Source organism: Salidesulfovibrio onnuriiensis (assembly GCF_008001235.1).
Taxonomy (GTDB): domain Bacteria; phylum Desulfobacterota; class Desulfovibrionia; order Desulfovibrionales; family Desulfovibrionaceae; genus Pseudodesulfovibrio; species Pseudodesulfovibrio onnuriiensis.
In genome coordinates this window covers 2341976-2361687 of the sequence record NZ_CP040751.1, presented here as the reverse complement: position 1 = coordinate 2361687, position 19712 = coordinate 2341976, and the positions used below count along the sequence as shown (strand labels likewise).

Annotated in this window: 21 protein-coding genes and 1 pseudogene; 15 read left to right on the top strand and 7 right to left on the bottom strand. The window is 58.5% G+C overall.

Going from position 1 to position 19712, the window contains the following annotated elements; genetic code table 11:
* The first annotated feature begins 10 nt into the window (after positions 1-10).
* The 3 genes from FGL65_RS10610 (at position 11) to FGL65_RS10600 (ending at position 2724) form a co-directional block, all read left to right on the top strand.
* Entirely contained in the window at positions 11-349 is a 339-nt protein-coding gene (locus FGL65_RS10610) for a UxaA family hydrolase (protein WP_147821178.1), read from the top strand.
* 2 nt (positions 350-351) lie between these two features.
* Positions 352-1521 (top strand): UxaA family hydrolase, encoded by a 1170-nt coding sequence (locus FGL65_RS10605; RefSeq protein WP_222705765.1) that lies wholly within the window; start codon positions 352-354, stop codon positions 1519-1521.
* 297 nt (positions 1522-1818) lie between these two features.
* Positions 1819-2724, top strand: coding sequence for a transporter substrate-binding domain-containing protein (locus FGL65_RS10600; RefSeq protein ID WP_187170355.1), 906 nt, complete (start codon positions 1819-1821; stop codon positions 2722-2724).
* Positions 2725-2777: 53 nt separating this feature from the next.
* Here the strand turns inward: FGL65_RS10600 and FGL65_RS10595 are convergent, their stop codons facing one another.
* From FGL65_RS10595 to FGL65_RS10580, 4 genes are all read right to left on the bottom strand, one after another.
* Positions 2778-3164: a pancreas/duodenum homeobox protein 1 gene (locus tag FGL65_RS10595; protein ID WP_147821175.1), complete on the bottom strand. Its 387-nt coding sequence runs from the start codon at positions 3162-3164 to the stop codon at positions 2778-2780.
* A gap of 165 nt (positions 3165-3329) precedes the next feature.
* Complete coding sequence (gene mltA / locus FGL65_RS10590) at positions 3330-4556, bottom strand: murein transglycosylase A (RefSeq protein ID WP_250645459.1); 1227 nt, start codon at positions 4554-4556, stop codon at positions 3330-3332.
* Positions 4557-4558: 2 nt separating this feature from the next.
* Positions 4559-5701 carry an AI-2E family transporter gene (locus FGL65_RS10585; RefSeq protein WP_250645458.1) on the bottom strand — a complete coding sequence of 381 codons (1143 nt, stop codon included), beginning with the start codon at positions 5699-5701 and terminating at the stop codon, positions 4559-4561.
* Positions 5702-5711: 10 nt separating this feature from the next.
* Positions 5712-7295 (bottom strand): hybrid sensor histidine kinase/response regulator, encoded by a 1584-nt coding sequence (locus tag FGL65_RS10580; protein ID WP_147821173.1) that lies wholly within the window; start codon positions 7293-7295, stop codon positions 5712-5714.
* Positions 7296-7568: 273 nt separating this feature from the next.
* Between FGL65_RS10580 and FGL65_RS18245 the strand changes: the two genes are divergently transcribed.
* The 6 genes from FGL65_RS18245 to FGL65_RS10555 all read left to right on the top strand — a co-directional run bounded on the left by FGL65_RS18245 (position 7569) and on the right by FGL65_RS10555 (position 11854).
* Entirely contained in the window at positions 7569-7730 is a 162-nt protein-coding gene (locus tag FGL65_RS18245; protein WP_187170354.1) for a hypothetical protein, read from the top strand.
* Between the two features lie 70 nt (positions 7731-7800).
* On the top strand, positions 7801-8661 hold the full coding sequence (locus tag FGL65_RS10575; RefSeq protein ID WP_147821172.1) for a transporter substrate-binding domain-containing protein: 861 nt from the start codon (positions 7801-7803) through the stop codon (positions 8659-8661).
* Between the two features lie 75 nt (positions 8662-8736).
* Complete coding sequence (locus FGL65_RS10570; protein WP_147821171.1) at positions 8737-9744, top strand: amino acid ABC transporter permease; 1008 nt, start codon at positions 8737-8739, stop codon at positions 9742-9744.
* Positions 9744-10475: an amino acid ABC transporter ATP-binding protein gene (locus tag FGL65_RS10565; RefSeq protein ID WP_147821170.1), complete on the top strand. Its 732-nt coding sequence runs from the start codon at positions 9744-9746 to the stop codon at positions 10473-10475. Before FGL65_RS10570 ends, FGL65_RS10565 begins: the two co-directional genes overlap by 1 nt.
* Positions 10476-10568: 93 nt before the next feature.
* Positions 10569-11348 carry a NifB/NifX family molybdenum-iron cluster-binding protein gene (locus FGL65_RS10560; protein ID WP_147821169.1) on the top strand — a complete coding sequence of 260 codons (780 nt, stop codon included), beginning with the start codon at positions 10569-10571 and terminating at the stop codon, positions 11346-11348.
* Positions 11345-11854, top strand: a complete 510-nt coding sequence (locus FGL65_RS10555; protein WP_147821168.1) for a hypothetical protein — start codon at positions 11345-11347, stop codon at positions 11852-11854. Before FGL65_RS10560 ends, FGL65_RS10555 begins: the two co-directional genes overlap by 4 nt.
* A gap of 36 nt (positions 11855-11890) precedes the next feature.
* On the opposite strand, the gene FGL65_RS10550 is transcribed toward FGL65_RS10555, so the two are convergent.
* Together FGL65_RS10550 and FGL65_RS10545 are read right to left on the bottom strand one after the other, a co-directional pair.
* Positions 11891-12088: a hypothetical protein gene (locus tag FGL65_RS10550; protein WP_147821167.1), complete on the bottom strand. Its 198-nt coding sequence runs from the start codon at positions 12086-12088 to the stop codon at positions 11891-11893.
* A gap of 12 nt (positions 12089-12100) precedes the next feature.
* Entirely contained in the window at positions 12101-12775 is a 675-nt protein-coding gene (locus tag FGL65_RS10545) for a PilZ domain-containing protein (RefSeq protein WP_250645457.1), read from the bottom strand.
* 191 nt (positions 12776-12966) lie between these two features.
* Here FGL65_RS10545 and FGL65_RS18755 point away from each other — a divergent pair, with 191 nt between their 5' ends.
* The 5 genes and pseudogenes from FGL65_RS18755 (at position 12967) to FGL65_RS10520 (ending at position 17760) form a co-directional block, all read left to right on the top strand.
* Complete coding sequence (locus FGL65_RS18755; RefSeq protein WP_147821165.1) at positions 12967-13143, top strand: FeoB-associated Cys-rich membrane protein; 177 nt, start codon at positions 12967-12969, stop codon at positions 13141-13143.
* 65 nt (positions 13144-13208) lie between these two features.
* The gene (locus tag FGL65_RS10535; protein WP_147821164.1) at positions 13209-13451 is read left to right on the top strand and encodes a FeoA family protein; all 243 of its coding nucleotides are present in this window, start codon (positions 13209-13211) and stop codon (positions 13449-13451) included.
* Positions 13452-13456: 5 nt separating this feature from the next.
* A pseudogene (feoB, locus tag FGL65_RS10530) lies at positions 13457-15645 on the top strand (ferrous iron transport protein B).
* 98 nt (positions 15646-15743) lie between these two features.
* On the top strand, positions 15744-16718 hold the full coding sequence (locus FGL65_RS10525; protein ID WP_147821163.1) for a hypothetical protein: 975 nt from the start codon (positions 15744-15746) through the stop codon (positions 16716-16718).
* Between the two features lie 250 nt (positions 16719-16968).
* Positions 16969-17760, top strand: a complete 792-nt coding sequence (locus tag FGL65_RS10520; protein WP_147821162.1) for a 2-amino-3,7-dideoxy-D-threo-hept-6-ulosonate synthase — start codon at positions 16969-16971, stop codon at positions 17758-17760.
* Between the two features lie 364 nt (positions 17761-18124).
* Here FGL65_RS10520 and FGL65_RS10515 read toward each other — a convergent pair whose 3' ends face one another.
* A complete protein-coding gene (locus FGL65_RS10515) occupies positions 18125-18433 on the bottom strand; it encodes an Hpt domain-containing protein (RefSeq protein WP_147821161.1) in 309 nt (102 codons plus the stop codon).
* A gap of 130 nt (positions 18434-18563) precedes the next feature.
* Here FGL65_RS10515 and mltC point away from each other — a divergent pair, with 130 nt between their 5' ends.
* Positions 18564-19694 carry a membrane-bound lytic murein transglycosylase MltC gene (gene mltC / locus FGL65_RS10510; protein ID WP_250645456.1) on the top strand — a complete coding sequence of 377 codons (1131 nt, stop codon included), beginning with the start codon at positions 18564-18566 and terminating at the stop codon, positions 19692-19694.
* Positions 19695-19712: the final 18 nt, after the last annotated feature.

Here is a 19712-nt window from a genome sequence, read left to right as displayed (position 1 = left end):
GGGAACAAACATGCCGAAAGCAATCGTCATGACCGAAAACGACAACGTGGCAACCGCCCTCGAAGCACTGGAACAGGGCGTGGTGGTCACACTCATGGATAAAAAGGGCAACACGCTGCCGAGCATCACGGTGCGTGAAGACATTCCCGCGGGAAATAAGTTCGCCCTCAAGGACCTGGAAGCCGGGGCACCGCTCATCAAGTACGGCAACGACTGCGGCACGCTGACCAAGGCCATCCCCCAGGGGCACTTTGTACACGTGCACAACGTGAAGAGCGACCGCATCGACATCCCGCCCCACATCATCACGGAGATTCTCCGTCAGATGGATTACACACAAGGAGCATAACAATGACTTTTTCCGGATACCTGCGTCCCGACGGCAAGGTCGGAATCCGCAACAAGATACTCATCGTCGCTGTGGACGAATGTGCCGACGGCATCTGCCGCGCCATTGCGCAGGACTTTGACGACGCGGTGGTCGTCACCAACTTCGTCACCTGCATGATGGCGGGCAACGAGGAACTGCTCCACAACATCGTCGGCGTGGGCAAGAACCCCAACGTGGCTGGCGCGGTTGTGGTGGCCATGGGCTGCGGCAGCATTGATCCGGAGCTGGTGGCCGCCCCCATACGGGAAACCGGTAAACCGGCCTATTCCCTGCGGGCCATATCCCAGGGCGGTACCCGCAAGGCCGTGGAACACGGCAGGGAACTGGCCGCCAAGGTCGCCGAATTCGCAGCGGCCTGCGAACGCATAGACGCCCCGCTTTCCAAGCTCACCGTGGGCGTCAAGTGCGGCGGCTCCGACGCCTCGTCGGGCCTTGCCTCCAACCCCACCGTTGGCGTGGCCGTGGACAAGCTCATTGATATGGGCGGAACAGTCATCGGCGGCGAGGTCATCGAATTCATCGGCGGTGAAAAATATCTGCTGGAACGCTGCGCCACCCCCGAAATCCGCGAAAAGCTGGACCGTATCATGAAGGCCGAGGAAAGGCGCTGGAGCATCCCGGGCGCGGACGTGGAAATCATGAGCGTGGGCAACAGCGTGGGCGGCCTGACCACCATCGAGGAAAAAACCCTGGGTGCGCTGCACAAGTTCGGCACCCACCCGGTGCAGGGCGTGCTGGAAGCCAGCCGCCACGGAATCGAGACCCCGGAAAAGCCCGGCCTGCATCTGGCGGAAGTCACTCACCTCTGCGGGGCTTCGGCCATCAATTTCGCGGCCATGGGCGCCCAGTGCATTGTCTGGACCAGCGGAGGTTCCGGATTCAACAACGAAATCATCCCGGTCATCAGGGTCAGCGGCAATGCGGATCTCTTCACCGAGGACCAGGACATTGACGCACGCGCCATCATGCGCGGCGAAGCAACCAGCCAGCAGGTGGGCGAAGCCCTGTTCGAAAAGATCATTGAAATTGCCAACGGCTCGCCGACAGCCGTCGAAGGCATCGGGTACTCCTACTGCAGCATCTACCAGAAGGACCAACGCATCGAAAGCTGCCTCGGCCTGCTGAGATAATCCGCACGCAGTAATGTCGGAGCCCGGGAGGCCGGCCCAGCAACAGGGATAACGGATACAGGGCCATCACCATCCTCGCGGGCGGGACTCCGTCCGTCCTCATCATGTGCCTCCGAGGACGGAGTCCCAATCCGAATTGCGCTAGAAGCATTCTCTCACCCTCACCCGGGCACGCATCAGCTCCTCCAAACGTGTGCCGAAAAAAAGCCCGCCTCATACCAAGGCGGGCCTTCTTCATTTTCGCCACCCGCCCTCATTATCATGGTTAATGACCACGAAACCACGTATGGGATAACAATGATGCCCGAACCGAACCAAAGCGTTTCCCTGCAGGAGGCCTTCAACACCGCCCTCGTCTCATGGGCGTTCCTGGCTGTCCTGTGTCTGGCGATCCTGCTGTCATGCCCTCTTTCGGCGCAGTCCGCCCCCCTCAAGATTCGAGGGGACCACGACTACCCGCCCTATGAATTCATAAAGGACGGCCAACCCACAGGATTCAACGTCGATATAATGAAGGCCGTGGCCCGGGTCATGGGTCTGGATGTCGACATTTCCCTGGGTCCCTGGAGTACGGTTCGCAAGCAGCTGGAACACGGCGAGATCGATGCCCTCACAGGCATGTACTATTCTCAGGAACGGGACGAAAAAGTGGATTTCTCCACCAATCACATCGTGGTGCACCACAGTATCTTCACCCGGAAAGGCTCGCCGATAAAAAACCTCAAGGACCTTGTGGGCAAATCCGTCATAGTTCAATCCGCCGACATCATGGACGACTTCGCAAAACGGGAACTGACCGGTTCGTCCATCATCGAAGTGGTAAACCAGGATGAGGCGCTCCGCCTCCTGGCGGGCGGCAAGTACGACGCAGCCCTCCTGGCAACGCTGCAGGGTCTCTACAATGCCCAGAAATACGGACTGGACAACATCACAACCGTGGGAGCCCCCTTGGAGCCCCGGGACTACTGCTTTGCCGTCCCGGAGGGGCACGTGCAACTGCTGGCCAAGCTGAACGAGGGGCTGGCCATCATCCGACAAACCGGCGAATATCGCCAAATCTACGACAAATGGTTTGGCCGCTACGGGCAACCGGACAGCAATTCCACCATTGCCTACCTGAAGACGGCCATCGTGGTGCTGACTGCCTTTGTCCTGGCAGCCTGCATATGGGCGTGGATGGAGCGAAGAAAAAAAACAAGCTGACAAAAAAGCCCGCTTCGACCGAAGCGGGCTTTTCGTTTTGATTTCCTGAAAGATTATCCCAGTTCTATGGTCAACGGGATATAATGCTGAGCGTGGCTGCGTTCATTGGTGATGCCGAGCTTCCAGATCACATCGCCGCCGGTGTTGCCCGCCACATGGGCAATCTGTTCGGCCAGGCCCTGCACATTAATGATGGGGTGGCGGGAAAAGACCTGCGGCAACCCGTAGGTCAGGCTGCAGACCAGACACTTTCCCGGACGCTGGTTGAGATTGAACTCGAAATTGAGCGTGCTGCCTTCGGCTCCGGCAAAGGCCAATTGAATGTCGTAGCTCCCTTCTTCCGCATCACCGAACAAAGCCTCGAAAAAGTCATTGCTCCTGCTGGCCGGAAACATCTCCGACAACTTCGCCTCGGTGAAAACATCCACGTATCTCGCCATGAAATCTGCTCCCAATGGTTATAAGAGTCGCCAATTATTCCCTCATAATGAGAAGCTCCATAGCGAAAACAAACCTTTGGTTCAAGCAAATGTTTGGCGCAATTCCATATGCGACACTTCTATCAGACACGGTAATACGTCCGACAAAAACTCAATAATCACAATTTATTGCTGATCGGCATCCTCTGGCACGGCCCTCTTGCTCACCAGCATGTACAGGGTGGCGTTGTGCTGCAAATGACCGGCCAGATACTCGGCGTCAGTGCCCGTGCCGCAGAACAGGTCGCAACGGGTGTTCTTGATGGCCCCGCCCGTATCCTGGGCCGTGACCAGGGAGCGAAACTCCTTCTCGCCGCCGCCTCCAACGCGGGGAATGACGCTATCAAGCAGCATGAGCGAGCCCAGCGGCACGTAGTTGCGGTCCACGGCCACGCTGACCATGGGGGTCAGCACCTTGCCGATGCTGCCGAAAGGTCCCTCGTCATGCAGCCGGAAAAAGACATAGCTGGGATTACGGAAAAGCATTTCCCGGCACTTGTCCGGATTCTCCTCAAAAAACCGCTTGATGCGCTTCATGCTCATCTCTTCCCGGGGAACAAGTCCTTGGTCGATGAGCACCTTGCCGACGGACACATAGGGATGACCGTTCTTCCCGGCATAAAGAATATGCCGCACCGAGCCGTCGGGCATGACCAGCCGTCCCGAGCCCTGCACCTGTAGCATGAAGACATCCACCAGGTCCCGCGCCCAGCCCAATTCGTTCCCCTTGCCATCGAGTGCGCCCTGCCCGTCGATGGCCTTCCGGTCATAGTACGGCACAATGCCGTCCTCGGTCATGCGGTAGACAAGCTGCTGCCCTTTCCAGCGGGGATGGAACTGGCCCAGATCAACCATCTTGTGATCGGCGGGCAGGCCATAGAGGGGATACTTGAACTCCTCGGTGCGCACAGGAGAGGCTTCCAGCCAGGGTTCGTAATACCCGGTCATGAGGGTCTGCGGTGCAAAGCGAAACAGGCGGAAACGTTCGGCCATCAGGGCCGGTTCCTTGTCCAGCAGCGGCAGCAGATCGATCATCTCCCGAATGCCTTCGGCCAGCTCGCCCCAGGTCATGGTTAAACCCGGCCGGTCGACGGCCACGCTCGCGGGATTCTTGACCTCGGCATAGGCCAGACTCTTTTCCAGTGCTGGCTGAAAGGCCGTCCAGGTGGAATATCCCTGCACAAAGGGCGACAGGGAATAGATGATCTGCTCGGCCTCCCCGGCGGGAACCGACAGGAAACTGGGTTCCACCACTTCAGGAGCTTTGGGCTTGGGCGGAAACAGGACAAAATGAAAAAACAGGACAATAGCCAAAAGGACCGCCACTGCTGCGGCCAGGAACCAGGAACGCACTCTTACTTCTCCGGGGTGGTATCGGACGCAGCCTCTTTGCACGCGCCGTTTTCAGGGGTCAGGATGTCGGCATATTCTTCACCATAAATCTGAAGCATGACCATGCCGAAACTCAGGATAAGGGGGCCATACAGGATTCCAAGCATGCCGAAGGCATACACGCCGCCCAGAATGGCCATGAAAATGTAGAACGTGGAGACACGGGCGGCCTCTTTCATGAAATAGGGGCGCAGGAAGGTGTCGATGCCCACCACGATGATGCCGCACCACCCGGCCAGGAACAAGGCGGACTTCCAGTCACCCACCAGCAGCAGGTAGCAGACCGCGGGGACCCAGACCAGACCGGTGCCGAGCACCGGAATCAGTGCGGCAAAGGCCATCATGGCTCCCCAGAAAATGCCGGGGATCCCCACCATGGCCAGGCCCAGGCCGCCCACGAGCCCCTGGAGGATGGCCACCAGCAGACAGCCCATAAGCACGCCCTTGGACACGCGGTTGAAGCTGTCGATGATGGAATCCTCCTGTTCCTCCCGCAACGGCGACAAATACCGAAGATAGGAAACCATATCGATGCCGTCGCGCAAAAAATAGAACAGAATGAAGATCATGAGCAGAAACTTGAGAAAAAATTCCGTGGCGTTGCGCACAAAAATGGTACTCATGCCCAGCAGGGTCTCGGTGAAACTCTGGGAAAAGGCAATGATCCTGGACTGGAAGTCGATGTCGTCCACCTTGATGAACGGCAACTGGATCTCAAGCCAGTCCAGATATTTGCTCATGTGATGGGAATCCAGGAGCTTATCCAGCCCGTTCTGGCTCACCCACTGGCTGATGCCCTTCAGCGATTGCGCCCCCTGCTCCACCAGAGCCACCAACACGAAGGCCAGAGGCAGCAGGATCACGAACACGATGAGCCCCACAGTCATCATGGCGGCCAGGTTCCGCCTGCCCTTGCACAGATCCATGGCCCGCAGGAAAACCGGGGAAAAAATCACGGCCAGGACCATGGCGATGAGGATGGTATGCAGGAACGGGGCGATTATCTGGTAGAAAAGATACAGGGCCAGCAGCAAAAGCACCGCAAGGAAATAGGTGTAGATGTTGCCGGGCAGGGATTGGCGGGTATGAAATGGATTGGGCATCATGTCCTTTTGTTCACCGGTTTCGGCGTGACTTCAGAGTGGTTTCCATGGTGGAAATCAATGTATCCACATCAACGGGTTTTGCAAGATATGCGTCCATGCCCGCATGCAGGCAACGCTGCTCATCCCCCCACATGGCATAGGCGGTCAAGGCAATGATGGGCACCTTGGAATTGACACCCTCATGCTTGCCGCTCCGGATTTCCAGGGTTGCCTCGAATCCGTCCATGCCCGGCATCTGGACATCCATGAGCACCACATCGTATGGCCGCCGCTTGAGCGCGGCAATGGCCTTGCTGCCATCCTCCACAACATGGGATTCGCAGCCCTGGAATTCGAGAAGCCGGGAAAGATAGCGCTGGTTGATGGGGTCATCCTCGACGATGAGCACCCTCAATCCGCGCAAGAGAGCCTCAAGCGTGGGTTCTTCCGCAGGCCGCTCCGGCCCCATCTCCGCCATGGAGCTGGCCCCGAGCTGGGCCGTAAAATAAAAGGCGCTGCCCTTGCCCGGCTCGCTTTCCACCCAGATGTCGCCCCCCAGAATATTAACCAGGCGCTGTGCTATGGCCAGACCCAGGCCCAGTCCGCCCTGCTGACGGGTCATGTAATTTTCGCCCTGGGTAAAGCTTTCGAACAGGCTGGCCTGCTTTTCCGGCTCTATCCCCACCCCGGTATCGGAAACGGAAAAGAGAAAATAGGCTTTGCCCCGAGCGGCGCGGCCCGGGCAAACGCCCCTCGGACACTGCTCTACCCGAACCGTGATGCCGCCCCGGCTCGTAAATTTGACCGCGTTGCCCACCAGGGTGGCCAGGATCCGGCGCACCTTGTCGCCGTCGCCCACAAGCCATTCCGGGACCTCGGGCCGCACCAGCAATTCAAGAGACAGTTCCTTGTCGCCGCGCTGCCTGCTGTTGACGGACTTCAACCCTTCCAAAATATCCCGAACACGAAAATCCGATTCCCTGACATCCCGAATCCGAGCCTCCAGCTTGGAATAATCAAGAATCTGATTGAGGAGGCCCAACAGCGAGGAAGAAGCGTCCTTGATCAACTGGACGTTTTCCTTGTGCTCGTCGTCGATATCCGAGAGCAGCAGCAACTCGGTCATACCCAGGACACCGTTGAGCGGCGTACGCAGTTCGTGGCTGATGGTTGCCAGAAAGGATGTCTTGGCCTCGTTGGCCGCTTCGGCCGCGTCGCGGGCCTTGCGCAGTTCCTGCTCCATCCCGTGCTTGTACAGGGCGATCTCAACGGCGGTCTTCAGTTCCCGGTCATCCACAGGCTTGAGAAGACAGGCAAAGGGACCGGAAGCCTTCACGTCGCGCAGGGTTGCATCGTCCGCATAGACGGTCAGGAACACGACCGGAATGTCATGGCGCTCCGCAATCCTGGTGGCGGCTTCCGGGCCATCCATCTTGCCCGCCAGGCGCACATCCATGAGCACCAGATCGGGAGACACCTCCCCGGCCAGACGAACGGCGTCCTCGCCGGTGGCGGCAACGCCCGCCACGGCGAAACCGACCCGGTCCAGCGCGGCCTTGACGTCAATCTCCGCGATGGCGTCGTCTTCCACTATCAGGATTCTTTCCTTTGCCATGGGCTGCTTCTACCATAGAGCCGGTAAAACCGGAATATGAAACGAAAAAATGTACGCAACAGTACCAAAACTGCACAATCTGCGCAGTTCGCAATTCCTGTGCGATCAGAAGTATTGCCCCCATTCCTTTTGGCAAAGAGCAGTTCGGAGGCGGCATTATGTCGTTTTTGTAAAAAACATTCCATGACGCAAAACGAATCCGCCTGAAATCTTACTCCCTTGTCTTTTTCCAACGGGAAATGTAAACAGAAACGTCAACATAAGGAGAGGATCATGAGTGACGAGCGGACCAGACCAGAACCGGTCGAAGTGGCCTGTCCCAAATGCAAGACGGTGCAGATCGTCTACCTGCCCTTGGAACAAATGCCCAAATGCCCTGTCTGCAACGGCGAAATGATCATCAAGGAAGTCCTGACGGAAGGCAAGTCGTACTAGTTCGGCAAAACTCCGGCGAGCCGCGCACACTCCGTTTGGAACACGTCACACACATTGAGGAGGTCAGTTCATGAAACGTCTGGTATCCGTCCTGGCTATCATTGCAGCCATGCTCATGGCATTCGGCTGCAGCCAGGCCCCCGAGCAAAATGCGCAGCAGCCCGCCAAGGAAGTCAACGTCAAGCTGGAACTTTCCAAGATGTCCACCCTGGAAAAAATCCTGGAACGCGGCGAACTTCGCGTGGGCTTCGAATCCGGCTATGTCCCCTTTGAAATGACCAACAAGAAGGGCGACTTCATCGGCTTCGACATCGACATGGCCAAGGAAATGGCCAAGGCCATGGGCGTCAAGTTCGTGGCTATCAACACGGCCTGGGACGGCATTATCCCGGCCCTGCTTTCCGACAAGTTCGACATCATCATGTCCGGCATGACCGTGACCCAGGAACGCAACCTGAAAGTCATGTTCGCCGATCCGTACATCGTGGTCGGCCAGACCATCCTGATCAACCCCAAGCACGAGGGCACGATCACCTCCTACAAGGACCTGAACAACGAACAGTACACGGTCACCTCCAAGCTCGGCACCACCGGCGAGCAGGCCGTGAAGCGCTCTATTCCCAAGTGCAACTACAAATCCTTTGAAAACGAAACCGAAGCCGTCATGGAAGTCATCAACGGCAAGGCCGACGCCTATGTGTACGACCTTCCCAACTGTGTGTACTTCAAGGCGGAATTCGGCGACAAACTCGTGTTCCTGGACAAGCCCTTCACCTTCGAGCCCCTGGCTTGGGCCATCAACAAGGGCGACCCGGACTTCATGAACTGGCTGAACAACTTCCTGCGTCAGGTCAAGAACGACGGCCGCTATGAAAAAATGTACGACAAGTGGATCCGCCATCAGGAGTGGGTCAAGGAATTATCCGAATAAGCTTGCCGACTTGCACCCGGGGGTCCTGGTGACCCCCGGTTTTCTTTTTTTCCCACGAGAGCACGGGAAGGTTGTATGACACGTGGAAGAAATACCGGCCACAGACTCCAGGCGCGCAAGGACCTGTTCTGGAAGCTTCTGTTTTTCACCGGTCTGCTTGTGATCTGCTACGGTTTCTACTTTGCCACGGAGCAGGTCGACTATATCTGGCGCTGGAACAGGGTCCCGCAATATTTCGTTTATCATGACACCGTGGAAATCCGGACCGAACTGGAAGGCGAGGTAACGGCTGTGACCACCAAGGACGGGGAATCCGTGGTGGTCATCCATGGCGACGGCGAATCCGAGCAATACAAGGTGCCGGAAAAGGGCCTCAACGTTTCCCGGGGCGATACCGTCTACATGGGCGATATCATCGGCCACTACCAGGAATGGAAGCCGGGCCTGTTTCTCCAGGGGCTCTCCCTCACCATGCAGCTCAGCGTCATGGGCATCGTCTTCGGCATCCTGCTCGGCCTGTTCACCGGCCTTGCCAGGATCTCGCGCAATCCGGCACTGAAATGGAGCGCCATCACCTACATCGAATTGATCCGCGGCTCTCCCCTGCTGGTGCAGATCATGATCTGGTACTTCGTGGTCGGCACCCTTCTCAACGGACTCCTGAACAAGAGCGGACTGCCCGAAATCCCGAGCACCTGGTTCGGCGTGGCAAGCCTGGCCATCTTTGCCGGGGCCTACGTGGCGGAAATCGTGCGTGCGGGCATCCAGTCCGTGCACCGCGGCCAGATGGAGGCGGCCCGTTCCCTGGGCATGACCACCGCCACCGCCATGCGCAAGATCATCCTGCCCCAGGCCTTCAAGCGCATCCTGCCGCCCCTGGCGGGCCAGTTCATCAGCCTGATCAAGGATTCCTCCCTGCTGGGCATCATCGCCATCCGGGAACTGACCAAGGCCACCCGAGAGGGCGTGACCACCAGCCTCATGCCCTACGAGCTGTGGCTCATGTGCGGCCTGCTCTACCTGGTGATAACCTTTTCCCTGTCCATGTTCGTGCAGTACCTTGAGCGAAGGATGGTTGAGTAATGATAGACGTCAAGAACATCTTCAAGACATTCTACGTGCCCCACGAGGTACAGGCCCTGCACAACGTGACCTATCACGTGGACCCGGGCGAGGTGGTGGTGGTCATCGGCCCGTCCGGATCGGGCAAGTCCACCTTCCTGCGCTGCCTGAACCGCCTGGAATACGCGGACGAGGGAAGCATCCTCATCGACGGTGTGGACATCCTGGATCCCAAAACCAACATCAACAAGGTGCGCATGGATGTGGGCATGGTCTTCCAATCCTTCAACCTCTTCCCGCACCTTTCGGTCCTGGAAAACGTGACCATCGGCCAGACCTCGGTGCGTAAGCGCTCCAAGGAAGAATCCGTGGAAAACGCCATGAAGCTGCTGAACAAGGTGGGCATCCACGACAAGGCCCACGTCCACCCCGCCCAGCTCTCGGGCGGCCAGCAGCAGCGCGTGGCCATTGCCCGCGCCCTGGCCATGAACCCCAAGGTAATGCTCTTTGACGAGCCCACTTCCGCCCTGGACCCGGAAATGATCGGCGAGGTGCTCGATGTCATGAAGACCCTGGCAAAGGAAGGCATGACCATGGTGGTGGTCACCCACGAGATGGGGTTCGCCCGGGAAGTGGCCGACCAGGTTGTGTTCATGGACGAGGGCAAGATCGTGGAAATGGGCACCCCGGAACACTTCTTCACCAACCCGGAACACGAACGCACCAAGCTGTTCCTGAGCCAGATTCTCTAGACCGGCTGCAAGCAATTCCAAAGGCCGCCCTCGTTCGAAGGCGGCCTTTTTTGTCTCGACCATCCAGGTCCATCAATTGTAACGTATTGAATCATGAAGATAGCCATCCCCAGCACCCGGCCGGACTTGAGCGGAACCGTGGAAGACAAGCTCGGCACCACCGAATACCTGCTCCTGGTGGAAACCGACGACATGTCCTTCGAGGCCGTGCAAGGCCCGCAACAATCCTCCGGCCACGGTGCCGGTGTGGCGGTGATTTCCCTGGCCGTAAGCCTGGGCGCGCGGGTCATCCTTGTGGGCTACACGGCTCCGCACATCGTCAACGCCATGAAAAGGCAATCCGTGGAGGTCGTCACCGGGATATCCGGACCAGTGAAAAAAGCGCTGGCTACCTACCTGAAACCGGGCAAGGAGACTGAAGACAAGACGCCGCAACCATCCGTCGAGACACGATCCGCATGGGGAGAGGCGCTCCGCAAGGGAGGACGACAATTTTATTCCCTGGCGCCCCGCTTGGTCGGCGTGGTCCTGCTCTTGGGATTGTTCCGGGGATTCGTTTCGGAAAAGACCCTGCTGGCCCTTTTCCCGGGATCAACCGCCCTCGACAGTATTTGGGGAGCGACATTGGGAAGCATACTGGCAGGCAACCCGGTGAACAGTTACGTGATCGGCAAAGGGCTGCTGAACTCCGGTGTTGCAATGGCCGGAATCACGGCCCTGATGCTGGCCTGGGTCAACGTGGGGGTGATCCAGCTTCCCGTGGAGATGTCGGCGATGGGGCGGCGCTTTGCCCTGGTACGCAATCTGTCCGCCTTTGTGATGGCGATCCTCCTCTCCCTTGCCATTGTTCTCTGGGATGGAGGTTTGGCATGACCCTGCTGCGTTTACTGCGTCCCTGGCTGTTCCCCTTGGCGGTGGCCGCTCTCTACGGCATCGGGTGGAGCCTGGCCCCGGGAAAAACAGAGCAGGCCCTGCGCATCAGCCTGACCATGTTCCGCCAATTGGCGCTGCCCCTCTGCCTGGCCATCGTCATAATGGCGGCGTTCAACCTGGTGCTTTCGCCCGCGCAGATCACCCGTTTCCTGGGCAAGGGATCCGGCCTGAAAGGCATCCTCTTTTCTTCGCTTGCCGGGGTATTGTCCATGGGGCCGATATACGCGTGGCACCCACTGTTCAAGACACTGAAGGAACAGGGAGCCTCCACCCTGCTCATCGCCAACTTCATGGGCTGCCGCTCGATAAAGCCGGCCCTTGTTCCGGTGCTGGTGTCCTACTTCGGATGGCGGTACACGTTGATTTTCGTCACGTTGAATCTTGTTGGGGCGCTGGTTGTGGCGGGAATCACCGGTGCGGCGTGCCCCAACCGGCAGGAAGGTTGAAAGCCGGGCGGACAGGCTTGAAACCGCCCGGGAATATCACTGCTGCTTTCTGTCGTCCCGGCGCTGCTTGAAATTCACGGCGGCCAGGATGCCGCACAGTCCGCCCAGGGCAACGGCCTTGGCGATGTGAATGATACCGAACCAGCCCACGATTGCGCCGATGGAGCCGCCCAGCAGAATCCCCTTGGAAATCACTTCCACCCATTCGAGAAAACGTTTGTTATCGTCGGACATGATACCCTCAAGCTACAAAAGGTAGCGGATCTGTTCGAGTTGCGAATCGCTGATGTGGGCATAGCTGGTGCCGATGCCCGGCAAACGGCTGGAACGCCCCCACCGCCGGGTCCAATGCACCTTCAATTCAATGGGAGACGGGTCCTCCAATTCGGTGACCACCATCCAGGCCGGCGCACTCGCCTCCCATGCGCGCACCGAATACACGAAGCATCCCTGCTCGGAAACGTTCACCGTCACCGTCCGCTCCTCGTCGCGCCCGAACCGGTTCCTGTCGTCGACAAGCAGCACATTGAGCACCAGATCGGAACGCCGGGCCCGGCGGATGGATCGTGCGGGGAAGGTCAGGCATTCGTTGAGGACAAAGGAATCCAAAGACTTGTTGGCGCGAACCGTGCCGCCCTGGGAAAGACCGCGGATCCCGCCATGATCGGAATTGTATAACAGCCGCAGCACAGGATAACGCTCCATGATCCTGGTCACCCGCCCCTTGTTGGCGCTGTCGGATCGGATCATTGTCGGCACATCCACCAGCAACCCGTTATAAGGAACGTCGCACAACTGATCGTGCAGTTCATCCGGAGATTCGATGCAGTCCACATCCGCGCCAAGCTTGTACAGCTCGGCCAGATACGCCTGCTGGGCCAGCCCTGATTCCGCTATAAGCAACAGTTTGATTTTCTTCACAGAGTCCTCACGTACTTCCGTGCACATTCAATCATAAATGCCTTCGGCGGACAACCCATACCAGGTTAAATCGCCTCGATTCCACACCGGCAGGAAACAGATTTTACAAAATTACGCAAGTCTTTCTTGACATCGATTCTCAATATCACTATTTGATTCCTGTTCATTCCATAAACTTTGAGGAAACACAAATGACTGAAACAATAATTGTCCTGGCAATTGTCGCAGTTGCCGCCCTGTACCTTGTCCGTCGCGCCATCAGAAGCACCACATCTCCAAATTCGGGATGCGGCTGCTGCGGGTGCTCTTGCACTTCCGCTTGCAATACGTCGTCCCAAGGCTTAAAGACCAGCTCCGGGCAACGGTAATTTTTTTGCACACCGATTGAAAACCATTCTCAATAAACTCCTATACTTTGAAGGAGAATGCTCAGATGGGCACTGAAATATGCTTGCGTAAAGCAAAGGTTAACCAAAAACTCAAAATCCTCTCCGTTTCCGCCCAGGGAGAACTGGGCCGCCGCATCCGCGACATGGGACTCATTCCGGGAACCGAGGTGCATGTCATCGGCAAAGCGCCCCTCAAGGACCCTGTGGCCCTGCGCCTGAAGGACTTCACCCTGACCCTGAGAAACAGCGAAGCTGACCACATCACGGTCGTTCCCCTGGAGGATTGATACCAATGAAAGATGTTACCGTTGCCATCGCAGGAAACCCGAACTGCGGAAAAACCACCATGTTCAACGCCCTGACAGGAGCCCGCCAGCACGTGGGCAACTGGCCCGGGGTCACCGTGGAAAAAAAATCCGGACTCATGAAACACGGCGACGCCACCATCGAGGTGGTGGACCTGCCCGGTACGTACTCCCTGACCGCCTACACCCAGGAAGAACTGGTCGCGCGTAACTATCTCGTGGACGAACGGCCCGAGGTGGTGGTGGACGTGCTCAACGCAAACTCCCTGGAGCGGAACCTGTATCTGGCCGTCCAGTTCATGGAAATGGGCGTCCCCCTGGTGCTGGCGCTGAACATGATGGACGAGGTACGCAGCTGCGGCAAGTCCATCGACACCAGAAAACTGGCCGAGCTCAGCGGCTGCCCCTGCGTGGAAACCATCGCCCGCATCGGTCAGGGGAAAAATGCGCTCCTTGAAGCCGCCCTGAACCATGCAAAGGACAAACAGGGAGACTGGAAACCGCTGACCATCTCCTACGGCCCGGATCTGGACCCGGTGCTTCAGGAAATGGAGGAAATCATCGAGGGCGAGGGATTCCTCACCGACAAGGTTCCGGCGCGCTGGACAGGGCTCAAGTACCTGGAACACGATGAGGACGTGATCCTCAAGGGCCGCGCCGCCAACCCCGATGTATCCAAACAGCTGCAGCAGCTCGCCACCCGTGTTTCGGAGCACACCACCAAGACCCTCAAGGCGGCTCCCGACGCAATCATCGCCGACTATCGATACGGCTACATCGCGGGCATCATCAAACAGGTCGTCAGCTACCCCATGCTGGACGAGCAGCGCATCGGCATGTCCGACAAGATCGACCGCGTGCTGACCCACAAGTTCGCAGGCCCCCTGATCATGCTCGGCGTCATCTATCTCATCTACAAGATCACCTTCACCGTGGGCGAAATCCCCATGGGCTGGCTGGAAATGCTTTTCGGCTGGATGGGGGAACTCGTCACCGCCCTCATGCCCGAGGGATTGCTGCGCTCCCTGATCGTCTCCGGCATCATCGACGGCGTGGGCGGCGTGCTCGGCTTCGTGCCCCTGATCATGTTCATGTTCCTCATGATCTCGGCCCTGGAGGATTCCGGCTACATTGCGCGCATGGCCTACATGCTGGACCGCGTGTTCCGCGCCTTCGGCCTGCACGGCACCTCCGTGCTGCCCTTCATCGTCTCCGGCGGCATTGCAGGCGGTTGCGCGGTCCCCGGCGTCATGGCCACCCGCACCCTGCGCAGCCGCCGCGAAAAGCTGGCCACCCTGTTCGTGGCCCCCTACATGACCTGCGGGGCCAAGGTTCCCGTCTTTCTCATGCTGGCCGCCGCCTTCTTCCCCGACGAAGGGGCAAGCGTCATGCTGCTCATCACCCTCACGGCCTGGGCCTTTGCCCTTGTCGTGGCGCGCTTGCTGCGCTGGACCGTAATCCAGGGAGAAAGCACTCCCTTTGTCATGGAGCTGCCTCCCTACCGCATGCCCACCCTGCGCGGCGTGCTCATCCACACCTGGGAGCGCACCTGGGAATACGCCAAAAAGGCCGGGACCGTGATCCTGGGGATCTCCATCCTGCTCTGGGCCGCCATGACCTTCCCGGGACTGCCTGAAGCGGAAATTGCCCAATACGAAGCGCAACGCGCTCCCATAGTGGAACAGATCGAGGCGCTCAAGACGAGCGGTACTGCGGAAGCCGAAATCGCCGCCCAGGAAGAACGCCTGGCGGAAATCGACAATGCGGAATCCGAACATGCCCTCAAGCACACGTTTGCCGGCCGTATCGGCACGGGTTTGGAATCCGTCACCGGGCTGGCCGGTCTCAACTGGCGCACCAATATCTCGCTGGTGGGCGGCTTTGCGGCCAAGGAAGTCATCGTCTCCACCCTGGGCACCGCCTATTCCCTGGGCGACGTGGACCCGGAAGAGGCAGAACCCCTTTCCGCCCGGTTGGCCTCCGACCCTGCATTCTCCAAGGCCGGTGGCATCGCCATGATCATCTTCGTCATGCTCTATGCCCCTGCTTCGTCACCGTGGTCACCATGGCCCGGGAATCGAGCTGGAAATGGGCCCTGTTCAGCGTGTTCGGGTCCACGGGCTTTGCCTACCTCATGGCGGTTCTCGCCTACCAGGTCGGCAGGGCCGTCCTGTAGGCTTTGTCTGCCATACAAAAAACAAGGGAGAACGCATGGTTCTCCCTTTTCTTTTGCCTTTGCTTCTTCTAGTGTCGCGGCATCAAAAGGAGCTTCCAGTGCTGTATCTTGATAAATGTACGGATTTCATCAGGGACCTGCTCAAGGACAGCGTGTCCTCGGCTGTGACCCTGTTCAAGGTCATGATTCCCATTGTCGTCGCGGTGAAGATTCTTCAGGAATTCGAGCTCATCCAGTACGTGGCCATGCCTCTGGGGCCAATCATGAACCTGGTGGGCCTGCCCGCCGAGATGGGTCTGGCCTGGGCCGGGGCCATTCTCAACAACGTCTACACCGGGCTGATCATCTTCATTTCCCTGGCGGGGGATTTCCCCCTGACCCAGGAGCAGACGACCATCCTGGGCGTGCTCATGCTCGTGGCACACGCGCTCCCTCTGGAATCAGCTGTCTCCCGCAAGGCCGGGGCGCGTTTCTGCTTCCAGGCCTTCATCCGCATGGTGGCCGCCCTGGGCCTGGCCCTGCTCCTGCACGGCGTCTACTCCGCCGCGGGCATGCTCGGCGGCCCCGCCACCATCATGTTCACCCCGGAAGCCCAGGCGGACCAGACCCTGATGGCCTGGGCTCTCGGCCAGGCGAAGAACTTCGGCTTCATCTTCCTGGTCATCATGAGCCTCATGGCCTTCATGCGCCTACTCACGGCAATCGGGGTCATCGACCTGCTCAACAGGATCCTCAAGCCCATCCTCAAGGTCATCGGCATAGGCCCCAAGGCGTCCGCCATCACGGTCATCGGACTCACCGTGGGGCTCACCTACGGCAGTGGGCTGATCATCCGGGAAGCGCAGTCTGGGAACCTGGACAAGGAAGACGTGTTCTACTCCATCACCCTCATGGGCATGTCCCACGCGCTGATCGAGGACACCTTCCTGCTCATGCTCATCGGCGGACATATATCCGGCCTGTTCTGGGGACGGCTGCTCTTCAGCCTGGCGCTGACCGCGATACTGGTCCGCATCGTGCGCCACCTGTCTCCTCCCTTCCGCGACCGTTTCCTCTGGACAAAAGCAGGATGATAAAATGCCATGCGCGCTTGACAATAGCGGCCGAGGGCGCTTAACAGGAACTCATGACTAACAGGACCGCATACCGCTTCTTTTTCTTTTTTGGTTTTTTCTTTTTTGGGAAAACCTGCGGTCCTGGCGTGCACTAGAGATAGATTGAACTGAAACAAACGCCAAAAGGGCCGCAGGATGAAACCTGCGGCCCTTTTTCTTGGGCGGCGGGAAGTCCTCACCGGCCCGGGCAAGCATGAAGGAGGCAACCATGCAACTCGGCAAGGCAGTACGAATCGAAAGGATCATGAACCGCAATGACGGGCGCACCATCATCGTCCCCCTGGACCACGGCGTGACCGTGGGTCCCATCTATGGACTGGTGGACCTGCGCGACACGGTCAACCAAGTGGCGGAAGGCGGTGCCAACGCCATGCTCATGCACAAGGGCATCCCCCGCTGTTCCCACCGCCAGGGCGGCCGTGACATCGGCCTGATCATCCATCTCTCGGCCAGCACCAGCCTTTCCCCCTACCCCAACGCAAAATGCCTGGTGGGCACGGTCACCGACGCCCTCAAGCTCGGGGCCGACGCCGTAAGCCTGCACATCAACCTGGGGGACGAGTCCGAATCCCAGATGCTGGCGGACCTCGGCAGGGTCTGCTCCGAAGCCAATGAATGGGGCATGCCGGTCCTGGCAATGATGTATGCCCGCGGGCAGAAGATCAAAGACGAATACGACCCGGAAATCGTGGCCCATTGCGCCCGCGTGGGCGCTGAACTGGGCGCGGATATCGTCAAGGTCAACTACACGGGCGACCCCGAAACCTTCCGCAACGTGGTGGACGGCTGCTGCGTCCCCGTGGTCATTGCCGGCGGCCCCAGGCTCAACGACCAGCGCGACCTGGTGCAGATGGTCTACGATTCTGTCCAGGCGGGCGGCGCAGGCCTTTCCGTGGGACGCAACATCTTCCAACACCCCAGCCCGCAAAAAATCGTTACCGCGCTCAACAAGGTGGTGCACCAAGACTGGGACGTGGAAGCCGCCATGGAGCTGCTTTAATTCGATAAAGCAGAAAGGGGAGCAGGCTTTGGCCTGGCTCCCCTTTTCCGTCGTTTTTTTGTCACTCCGGGCACAGATGGAAAGACTTTCCCGACACTGTGGGCACAGGGCAGGATTCCCCGCGTCTAATACACCGAAAAAACGCAACTTATTTCATACCGCGACAGAACCCTACAAGTGGCACGGTATCTGCTTAAGCAAGGTATAGCCTGGAAAACAGGTAAGGCCGGACAGGGTCGGGAACTAACATCACCAGAAATGAACCATTTAAGGAAGAGTTCCGGCCACCCACCTTACGGTCGCCCGGGTCCGCATGAAAGTCTGAAGCGCCTCCCCAAGGGGAGGCGCTTCAGGTTTCGGCGCGCTATTCGTATTGAATTTCAAGAAATTCCAGATAGGCCGCAAAATCCTGCAACAGCTTTCCACAACCATCCGGATCCTGATCCCGGGCCGCCTGCTCGATTCCTTTCCCCAGCTCGCCCATTTGCGTAAATCCATAACCGAAGCCCGCCCCCTTTGCGTTGTGCCCCAGGCGCTGTACCGTGGAGAAATCCCCTGCAGCCAACGCATCCTTCATCTCCCCCAACTCACGGCGCGTATTGGTCATGAACTTCGGGATAAGCGGCTCCAGGTCGGCATCTATGATCTCGACGACTTTGCCTTTTTCATTCATATACGTATACTCCGGCTCAAGTGATACGAATTCCCGCAAACAACCGCAAAGGATTCCGCTTCCTATTGGCTATACGAATACCCTTATGAGAAATTCCTACCAACCGTTTCTCGTAACGGCAATTGCCGCCGTGTTTTTTATAACGGCCTGCAGCCGGTACGACGCAGTCCGCCTGGCGCGTGTGGCCGCATCGGGCGACCCCGTGGCCGCGGCCCAGAGCCTGGCTACCAGCAAGGCCACCAGTTACGCCATGAACCCCAAGGCACTGGAGCGCGATCTCAAGGCATTCAAAAGCCTGCTGGAAAAATTCATCAAGGCCGTCGGCGGAGAATGGGGAACGGACGACGTCGAACTGCCGAGCACCAAACGATACGTCAAGTACACCCAGAACTACCGTTCCCGCGCCCTGGTGGATTTCGACACGGGCATGGTCACCGTGGAGACCGTGGACACCAAGAATCCGCGCAAGAGCCTTCGCGAAGCCATTGTCATCACCCTGCTGACACCCAGCGACCCCCGCGCCGTTGACCTGTATTCGTCCAAGCCCGTGGAACTGGGGGAGACACCCTTCCTGCTGGGCGAAGTGCTGGACCAGGACGACAAACAGATACGCTGGGAATGGCGCGCGGGCCGCTTTGCCGATCACCTGGTGGCCGACAAAATCCGGACACGGACGTCGGATTCCGGGAAGACCGTCCACTATGTAGGCATCCCCATGGTCAGGGATCACCTGCATGTGCGGGCCGCCAAGTACCGGACATATGTGCAGGCGGCGGCCGAACGTTTCAAGATCAGCCGCAACCTGATCTACGCCATCATGAAGGTGGAATCGGACTTCAACCCCTTTGCGGTCAGCAGCGCCATGGCCATAGGACTCATGCAGGTGGTGCAGAAGACAGCGGGCGGCGACGTATACAGAATGCTCCACGGCAAGCAGGGATATCCCTCCCGGCAGGCCCTGTTCACCCCATCCACCAACATCACCTACGGCAGCGGCTACCTGTACCTGCTCCAGTATCGCTATCTGGCGGGCGTCAACGATCCCGTCTCCCGCGAATACTGCGTGATCGCGGGCTACAACGGCGGCGCGGGCGGCGTTCTGCGGGCCTTCCACAAGGACAAATCCATTGCCGCGCAACGGATCAATTCCATGAATCCGGCCCAGGTCTATGAAAAACTCCGCAAAGACCTTCCCTACGACGAAACGAAACGCTATCTATACAAGGTACTCAACGCTAAAAAGGAATTCGTGAATTTCTAGCCATGGATATATCGAATC

Bases quoted from the DNA above. Each gene is read 5' to 3' on its own strand.
- FGL65_RS10610 (WP_147821178.1), top strand. From the start codon at position 11: ATGCCGAAAGCAATCGTCATGACCGAAAACGACAACGTGGCAACCGCC.
- FGL65_RS10605 (WP_222705765.1), top strand. From the start codon at position 352: ATGACTTTTTCCGGATACCTGCGTCCCGACGGCAAGGTCGGAATCCGC.
- FGL65_RS10600 (WP_187170355.1), top strand. From the start codon at position 1,819: ATGATGCCCGAACCGAACCAAAGCGTTTCCCTGCAGGAGGCCTTCAAC.
- FGL65_RS10595 (WP_147821175.1), bottom strand. From the start codon at position 3,164: ATGGCGAGATACGTGGATGTTTTCACCGAGGCGAAGTTGTCGGAGATG.
- FGL65_RS10585 (WP_250645458.1), bottom strand. From the start codon at position 5,701: ATGATGCCCAATCCATTTCATACCCGCCAATCCCTGCCCGGCAACATC.
- FGL65_RS10580 (WP_147821173.1), bottom strand. From the start codon at position 7,295: ATGGCAAAGGAAAGAATCCTGATAGTGGAAGACGACGCCATCGCGGAG.
- FGL65_RS18245 (WP_187170354.1), top strand. From the start codon at position 7,569: ATGAGTGACGAGCGGACCAGACCAGAACCGGTCGAAGTGGCCTGTCCC.
- FGL65_RS10575 (WP_147821172.1), top strand. From the start codon at position 7,801: ATGAAACGTCTGGTATCCGTCCTGGCTATCATTGCAGCCATGCTCATG.
- FGL65_RS10570 (WP_147821171.1), top strand. From the start codon at position 8,737: ATGACACGTGGAAGAAATACCGGCCACAGACTCCAGGCGCGCAAGGAC.
- FGL65_RS10565 (WP_147821170.1), top strand. From the start codon at position 9,744: ATGATAGACGTCAAGAACATCTTCAAGACATTCTACGTGCCCCACGAG.
- FGL65_RS10560 (WP_147821169.1), top strand. From the start codon at position 10,569: ATGAAGATAGCCATCCCCAGCACCCGGCCGGACTTGAGCGGAACCGTG.
- FGL65_RS10555 (WP_147821168.1), top strand. From the start codon at position 11,345: ATGACCCTGCTGCGTTTACTGCGTCCCTGGCTGTTCCCCTTGGCGGTG.
- FGL65_RS10550 (WP_147821167.1), bottom strand. From the start codon at position 12,088: ATGTCCGACGATAACAAACGTTTTCTCGAATGGGTGGAAGTGATTTCC.
- FGL65_RS18755 (WP_147821165.1), top strand. From the start codon at position 12,967: ATGACTGAAACAATAATTGTCCTGGCAATTGTCGCAGTTGCCGCCCTG.
- FGL65_RS10535 (WP_147821164.1), top strand. From the start codon at position 13,209: ATGGGCACTGAAATATGCTTGCGTAAAGCAAAGGTTAACCAAAAACTC.
- FGL65_RS10520 (WP_147821162.1), top strand. From the start codon at position 16,969: ATGCAACTCGGCAAGGCAGTACGAATCGAAAGGATCATGAACCGCAAT.
- FGL65_RS10515 (WP_147821161.1), bottom strand. From the start codon at position 18,433: ATGAATGAAAAAGGCAAAGTCGTCGAGATCATAGATGCCGACCTGGAG.